Here is a 5,314-nt window from a genome sequence, read left to right as displayed (position 1 = left end):
GCAGGCCCCGCCGGCGCAGGAGCCCATGTTCCTCGCGGCCTATTTTGTCTGTGCGGCGCTGTCCATTCCGCTGTGGCTGCGTGCCGTGGCGCGCTGGGGCCTGGCGCGCACCTGGCTGGCGGGCATGCTGCTGGCGATTGCCGTGTTTGTGTGGACGGCGTTTCTGGGCGCGGGTGATGTGTTGCCGTTCATGGTGGTCTGCGCGCTGTCGGGTGTGGCCCTGGGCACGGACCTGGCCCTGCCCAGCGCCCTGCTGGCGGGCGTGATCGCGGCCGAGGGCGACAGCGGCCAGCACGAGGGCGCGTACTTCGGCTGGTGGAACTTTGCCACCAAGCTCAACCTGGCCCTGGCAGCAGGCCTGGCGCTGCCCCTGCTGGGCTGGCTGGGCTACACGCCGGGCACGCGCAGCGATGGCGGCCTGCAGACACTGGGCCTGGCCTACGCCGTGCTGCCCTGCGCGCTCAAGCTGGCGGCAGCGGCAGCGCTGTACGTCCTTTTTCTCCGGCACCCACGCGGTGCGGCGATGGCTGGAACCTGACACCCATACCCCCAAGGCACAACCCATGATGCAAAGACGCCTCCTCCTCTCCGCCGCTGTGGCTGCGCCCGTAGTACTGTCCGGCTGCGCCAGCCAGAACCTGGATGGCTACGCCACCGAGAAACCGGTGCTGGACCTGGCCCAGTATTTCAACGGCAAGATCGACGCCTACGGCATCTTCCAGGACCGCAGCGGCCAGATCGTCAAACGCTTCACCGTGGTGATGGACTGCAGCTGGAAAGGCAACGAGGGCGTGCTGGATGAAGCCTTCACCTACTCCGACGGCACCACGCAGCGCCGCATCTGGCGGCTGACGAAGCATGCCGACGGCCGCTACACCGGCACCGCCGACGATGTGGTGGGCACGGCCAACGGCCAGACGCGCGGCAACGCCTTCCGCTGGAACTACACGCTGGCCCTGCCGGTGGATGGCAAGGTCTACAACGTGGACCTGGACGACTGGATGTACCTCATCGACGACCGGGTGATGCTCAACCGCGCCACCATGACCAAGTTCGGCGTGCGCCTGGGCGAGATCACGCTGTCCTTCACCAAACGCGCACCATGAGCCTCAACCCTCCCTTGCGCGACTGGCAGGGCCGCCGTGCCTGGCTCATCGGGGCCAGCAGTGGCATTGGCCGGGCCACCGCAGCCGCGCTGCATGCGCGCGGTGCGCAGGTCATCGTGTCGGCGCGCAGCGGTGATGCACTGAACGCCTTTGTTGTGCAGCACCCCGGCAGCATGGCGCTGGCTTTTGACACTGCCGAACCGGCACAGGTGCAGGCCGCCGCAGCGCAGGTGCTCGCGGGAGGGGCGCCCGACCTGGTGTGCTACTGCGCGGGCTACTACCGCGACATGCGCGCCACCGACTTCGATCTGGCCGTGATGCTGCGCCATGAGCAGATCAACTACAACGGCGTGCTGCACGTGCTGGCCGCCGTGTTGCCCGCCATGCTGGCCACAGCGGAGGCTGGGCGCCCAGGCCACGTGAGCCTGATCAGCAGCGTGGCAGGCTTTCGCGGCCTGCCCAAGAGCCTGGCCTATGGGCCCACCAAGGCGGCCCTCATCAACCTGGCCGAGGCGCTGTACTTGGACCTGCACGACCTGGGCATGGGCGTGAGCGTGATCAACCCTGGTTTTGTGGCCACGCCACTCACGGCGGGCAACGACTTCACCATGCCGGCCCTCATCTCACCCGAAGCAGCAGCGGCGGCCATCGTGCAGGGCTGGGAGCGGGGGCATTTCGACATCCACTTCCCCAAGCGTTTCACACGCGTGATGAAGCTGCTGCGGCTGTTGCCGTACCGTTGGTACTTCCCCGCCGTTCGCCGCTTCACAGGCCTTTGACTTTTGCGATGCAGCCCCCGAACACATCCCCATCCACCGAAGAAGCCGTCACGCGCGTTGTCGCATTCTTTGAAAACCTCTCGCCTGCCGACATAGCGGCCATTGGCCATTTCTACGCACCACAGGCGCGCTTCAAGGACCCCTTCAACGAGGTACAGGGCGTGCCTGCCATCCAGGCCATTTTTGCCCACATGTTCGAGGCGCTGGAGCAGCCGCGTTTTGTGGTCACCGGCCGGGTGGTGCAGGGCACGCAGTGCTTTTTGACCTGGGACTTCCTGTTCGCGTTCAAGGACTTTCACAAGGGCGTGACGCAGACGGTGCGTGGTGCCTCGCACCTGGTGCTGGACCAACAGGGTCGGGTGACGCTGCACCGCGACTACTGGGATGCGGCCGAAGAGCTGTACGAAAAGCTGCCCGTGGTGGGCGCACTGATGCGCTGGCTCAAAAAGCGCGCCAACAGCTAAGTATCCTCCGCACGCATCGAGCGGTATGTGGGCGCAGCGGATCGGGATGGTCTGCTAGGCGCAAAACGCAGCACCAGCTGTCGCTATTGCGAGGTGTTGCAACACCGCAGGCTGCCCGGGACCGCAGATGCACACGGCGCGGCGATTCGTGGAGCGGGTCCCCGGGGCCTGTTCACCCTCTTCACCCCACTGCCCGGATGCGCGAATGCCCGGGCAAGGGCACTGCGCGTTGCAACACGCCTTCGGCCAGCCACAGCGCACTGTTCCACGCCCGTTGCGCCACATAGGGCAGAGGCAGCTGCTGGTAGTCGTCGTTGAAGACCTCGAAGCTGTAATCGCCCTGGTAGCCCATGCCGTCCAGCGTGCGTACCAGTTCGGCCAGCGCCTTGCTGTGCACGCCTTCGCCAGGGAACACGCGAAAGTGCCGTGCGGTCTCGATGCGCTCTTGCACTGTGCGCGTTTCCTGCCACATGAAGTCGGACAGCTGCACGAGGTAGATCTTGGCGGGGTCCACGTCCTGCAGCGCCGAGAGCGGCGTGCTGGTGGCGAACTGGTGGTACGAATCAATGGCCAGCCCGAGGTTGGGGCAATCGGCCTGTTCCACGGCGGCCCAGGCCTGGTGCACCTCGTTGATGTGGCGGCCCCAGGAGAGGCCCTCAAACGCCACGCGGATGCCATGGGGCAGCGCCAGCAGGGCCAGCTTGCGCAGGTCGCGCGCAATCGCATCGGCGTCAGACGTAGCGTGCGACGATGTGGAGCTGCAGGCCAGCAGCAAGGGCGCGCCCAGGTCGCGCGCCATCAGGATCATCTGCTTGGCGATGTCCACCTTGTAGCTGTGCAGGTGGCCGGACAGACCCTCGAAGTCGCGCAGCACCTGGAAGCCCGTCACCCGCAGGCCGCTGCTGCGCACGGCGTGCACGGCGGCCTCGATGCCTTCGGGGTGACCCACGATGTCGCGTGCGGCCAGCATGATCTGGCCAAATCCGGCGGCCTTGACGGCGGCGAGCTTGGCCTCCAGCGGGCCCGCCAGGCTAATGGTGTCCATGCCAAAGTCGGCGACGTTGCGTTGCATGGTGGATGTGCGCATGGGGCAGTCTCCAGGCTCAGCGTGCGTCCAGCACCAGTTCGAAGCTGGGAGCGCCGGCATCTGCGCGGGTGAGGGCGCCGCGCGTGCCCGTGTGCACGCCGGTGGGGGACTCGACGAAGTCCACGCCGCGCTCGCGCAGCGCTTGCACCGTGGCCAGCACGTCGGGCGCGCCAAAGGCCACGCGTTGCAGCAACTCTTCGGGGTCGGCTTCCAGCGCATCGACCAGCGGTTCGATGAGCTGCCAGTGCAGCGTGCCACAGGGGCTGGCCAGGATGCGGCCGTGGGTGAGCACGCCAAACGACTGGTCCGGTGCCAGCTCGGCGAAGCCAAACAGTTCCCTATAGAAGTGGATCCAGTCCTCCCCACGGCCCAGGCCGATGTACTGCACCACGCCAAACAGGTGCAGGCCCTGCAGCGCGGGCGGGCGCTGGTTGACGGTGGGGATGGGCACAAAGTCCACGTCGTAGATGGAGAACTCCTTCCAGCGGTCGACAAAGTAGATGCGGCTGGCACCCACCCCGTGGATGGCGGGGATGTTCAGCTCCATCACCTCGACCTCGGTGTGCACGGCCCAGGCGCCCAGTTCCAGCACCCGGCGGTAGGCCGCGGCCGCATTGCCCACGCGAAAAGCAATGGCGGCGAGCACCGGCGCTTCGGTGAGCGCGGGCGGGGCGTGCACGCCGGTGAGCTCGTTGTCCTGGTGGGCGTTGACGATGATGTTCATGTCGCCCTGGCGGTACAGCAGCACCTCGCGCGAGCGGTGGCGTGCCACAGGCTGAAAGCCCATGCGCTCCAGCGCCTGGCCCAGGGCCTGCGGACGGCTGGTGGCGTATTCGATGAACTCCACGCCCTGCAGGCCCAGGGGGTTGGGCAGTTCGCCCAGCGTTTCGCGGGCGGCCATCATCGGGGTGCTCATGGTGTCGGCTCCTTGAGGGTTGCGGCGGGCAGTGGCATCAGCGCGTGCTGACCAGGCGGCGGAAATGCGCATCCATGCGCGCCGCATCGGGCGCCTCGCCGGTGAACAGTTCGAACGCGCCCACGGCCTGGCCCACAGCCATGCCACCGCCGTCGGATACCCGGCAGCCCAGCGCGCGTGCGGCCTGCACCAGGGCGGTGTCGAGCGGGAAATACACCACCTCGGACACCCACATCGGGGGCCGCAGCAGCGCCACATCGAGTGGCAGGCCGGGGAGTTTGTCCATGCCCGTGGGCGTGGCGTGGATCAGGCCTGTGGCCTGCGCCATGGCCGATTGGATGTCGGAGGCTTCGGCCCGGGCTCCGTACAGCGCATTCACGTCGGCCGCCAACTGCGCCGCACGCTCGGGTTGCGCATCGACGATGCTCAGGTGCTCGGCGCCCAGCCGCAGCACGGCATGTGCAATGGCGGCGCCTGCACCACCCGCGCCCAGCAGTACGACTCGGCGCAGATCAGCGCCAGGCAGTGCGCGGGTAAAGCCCCAAGCCCAGCCCGATCCGTCGGTGTTGTGGCCCACGAGTTTTCCGCCCTGGATGACCACGGTGTTCACGGCGCCCATGGCGCGCGCTTCTTCGGACAGGCTGTCGAGGTGCGGAATCACCGCCTGCTTGCAGGGGTAGGTCACGTTGCAGCCCGCGTAGCCCATAATGCGCGCCGCCGACAACAGCGTGGGCAGATGCTCCGCCGAGGAAGCAGAGCGGTCCAGGTCGATGAGCTGGTAGTGCAGGCGCATGCCGTGATGGCGCGCTTCTTCTTCGTGCAGCGCGGGCGACAGCGATTTCTGGATGCCGGCACCGATCAGTCCGATCAGCACCTTGCGGGGGCTTGTGGATGGCATGGCGGACGTGGGTGTGGTGACCGGGGGATCAAGCAGCTGGATGCTCATGGGGCGGGCGGGATAC

At 67.2% G+C, this 5,314-nt stretch carries 7 protein-coding genes; 4 read left to right on the top strand and 3 right to left on the bottom strand.

Annotated elements, in window-relative coordinates; genetic code table 11:
• The 4 genes from DBR23_RS01115 to DBR23_RS01100 all read left to right on the top strand — a co-directional run.
• The coding region (locus DBR23_RS01115) for an MFS transporter (RefSeq protein WP_199227603.1) at nucleotides 1–538 on the top strand (538 nt) is incomplete at its 5' end.
• A gap of 25 nt (nucleotides 539–563) precedes the next feature.
• Nucleotides 564–1,106: a DUF3833 domain-containing protein gene (locus DBR23_RS01110; protein WP_056056565.1), complete on the top strand. Its 543-nt coding sequence runs from the start codon at nucleotides 564–566 to the stop codon at nucleotides 1,104–1,106.
• The gene (locus DBR23_RS01105; RefSeq protein ID WP_108497024.1) at nucleotides 1,103–1,885 is read left to right on the top strand and encodes an SDR family oxidoreductase; all 783 of its coding nucleotides are present in this window, start codon (nucleotides 1,103–1,105) and stop codon (nucleotides 1,883–1,885) included. The genes DBR23_RS01110 and DBR23_RS01105 overlap by 4 nt, the downstream gene beginning before the upstream one ends.
• Nucleotides 1,886–1,893: 8 nt before the next feature.
• The gene (locus DBR23_RS01100; RefSeq protein WP_108497023.1) at nucleotides 1,894–2,349 is read left to right on the top strand and encodes a nuclear transport factor 2 family protein; all 456 of its coding nucleotides are present in this window, start codon (nucleotides 1,894–1,896) and stop codon (nucleotides 2,347–2,349) included.
• A 181-nt stretch (nucleotides 2,350–2,530) separates the two neighbouring features.
• On the opposite strand, the gene DBR23_RS01095 is transcribed toward DBR23_RS01100, so the two are convergent.
• From DBR23_RS01095 to DBR23_RS01085, 3 genes are read right to left on the bottom strand one after another with little or no spacing between them, the layout of a single operon-like run.
• Nucleotides 2,531–3,436 (bottom strand): sugar phosphate isomerase/epimerase, encoded by a 906-nt coding sequence (locus DBR23_RS01095; RefSeq protein WP_108497022.1) that lies wholly within the window; start codon nucleotides 3,434–3,436, stop codon nucleotides 2,531–2,533.
• Between the two features lie 16 nt (nucleotides 3,437–3,452).
• A complete protein-coding gene (locus tag DBR23_RS01090; RefSeq protein ID WP_108497025.1) occupies nucleotides 3,453–4,352 on the bottom strand; it encodes a VOC family protein in 900 nt (299 codons plus the stop codon).
• Nucleotides 4,353–4,389: 37 nt separating this feature from the next.
• Nucleotides 4,390–5,298 carry a shikimate dehydrogenase gene (locus DBR23_RS01085; protein WP_108497021.1) on the bottom strand — a complete coding sequence of 303 codons (909 nt, stop codon included), beginning with the start codon at nucleotides 5,296–5,298 and terminating at the stop codon, nucleotides 4,390–4,392.
• Between the last annotated feature and the right edge of the window lie 16 nt (nucleotides 5,299–5,314).

Origin of the sequence: Acidovorax sp. HMWF018 (genome assembly GCF_003061035.1) — a bacterium.
Lineage (GTDB): Bacteria > Pseudomonadota > Gammaproteobacteria > Burkholderiales > Burkholderiaceae_C > Acidovorax > Acidovorax delafieldii.
This window is presented reverse-complemented; position numbering and strand designations above follow the sequence as displayed.

Excerpts from the sequence above, each read along its gene's own strand:
- DBR23_RS01105 (WP_108497024.1), top strand. The coding sequence starts at position 1,103 with ATGAGCCTCAACCCTCCCTTGCGCGACTGGCAGGGCCGCCGTGCCTGG.
- DBR23_RS01110 (WP_056056565.1), top strand. The coding sequence starts at position 564 with ATGATGCAAAGACGCCTCCTCCTCTCCGCCGCTGTGGCTGCGCCCGTA.
- DBR23_RS01090 (WP_108497025.1), bottom strand. The coding sequence starts at position 4,352 with ATGAGCACCCCGATGATGGCCGCCCGCGAAACGCTGGGCGAACTGCCC.
- DBR23_RS01085 (WP_108497021.1), bottom strand. The coding sequence starts at position 5,298 with ATGAGCATCCAGCTGCTTGATCCCCCGGTCACCACACCCACGTCCGCC.
- DBR23_RS01100 (WP_108497023.1), top strand. The coding sequence starts at position 1,894 with ATGCAGCCCCCGAACACATCCCCATCCACCGAAGAAGCCGTCACGCGC.
- DBR23_RS01095 (WP_108497022.1), bottom strand. The coding sequence starts at position 3,436 with ATGCGCACATCCACCATGCAACGCAACGTCGCCGACTTTGGCATGGAC.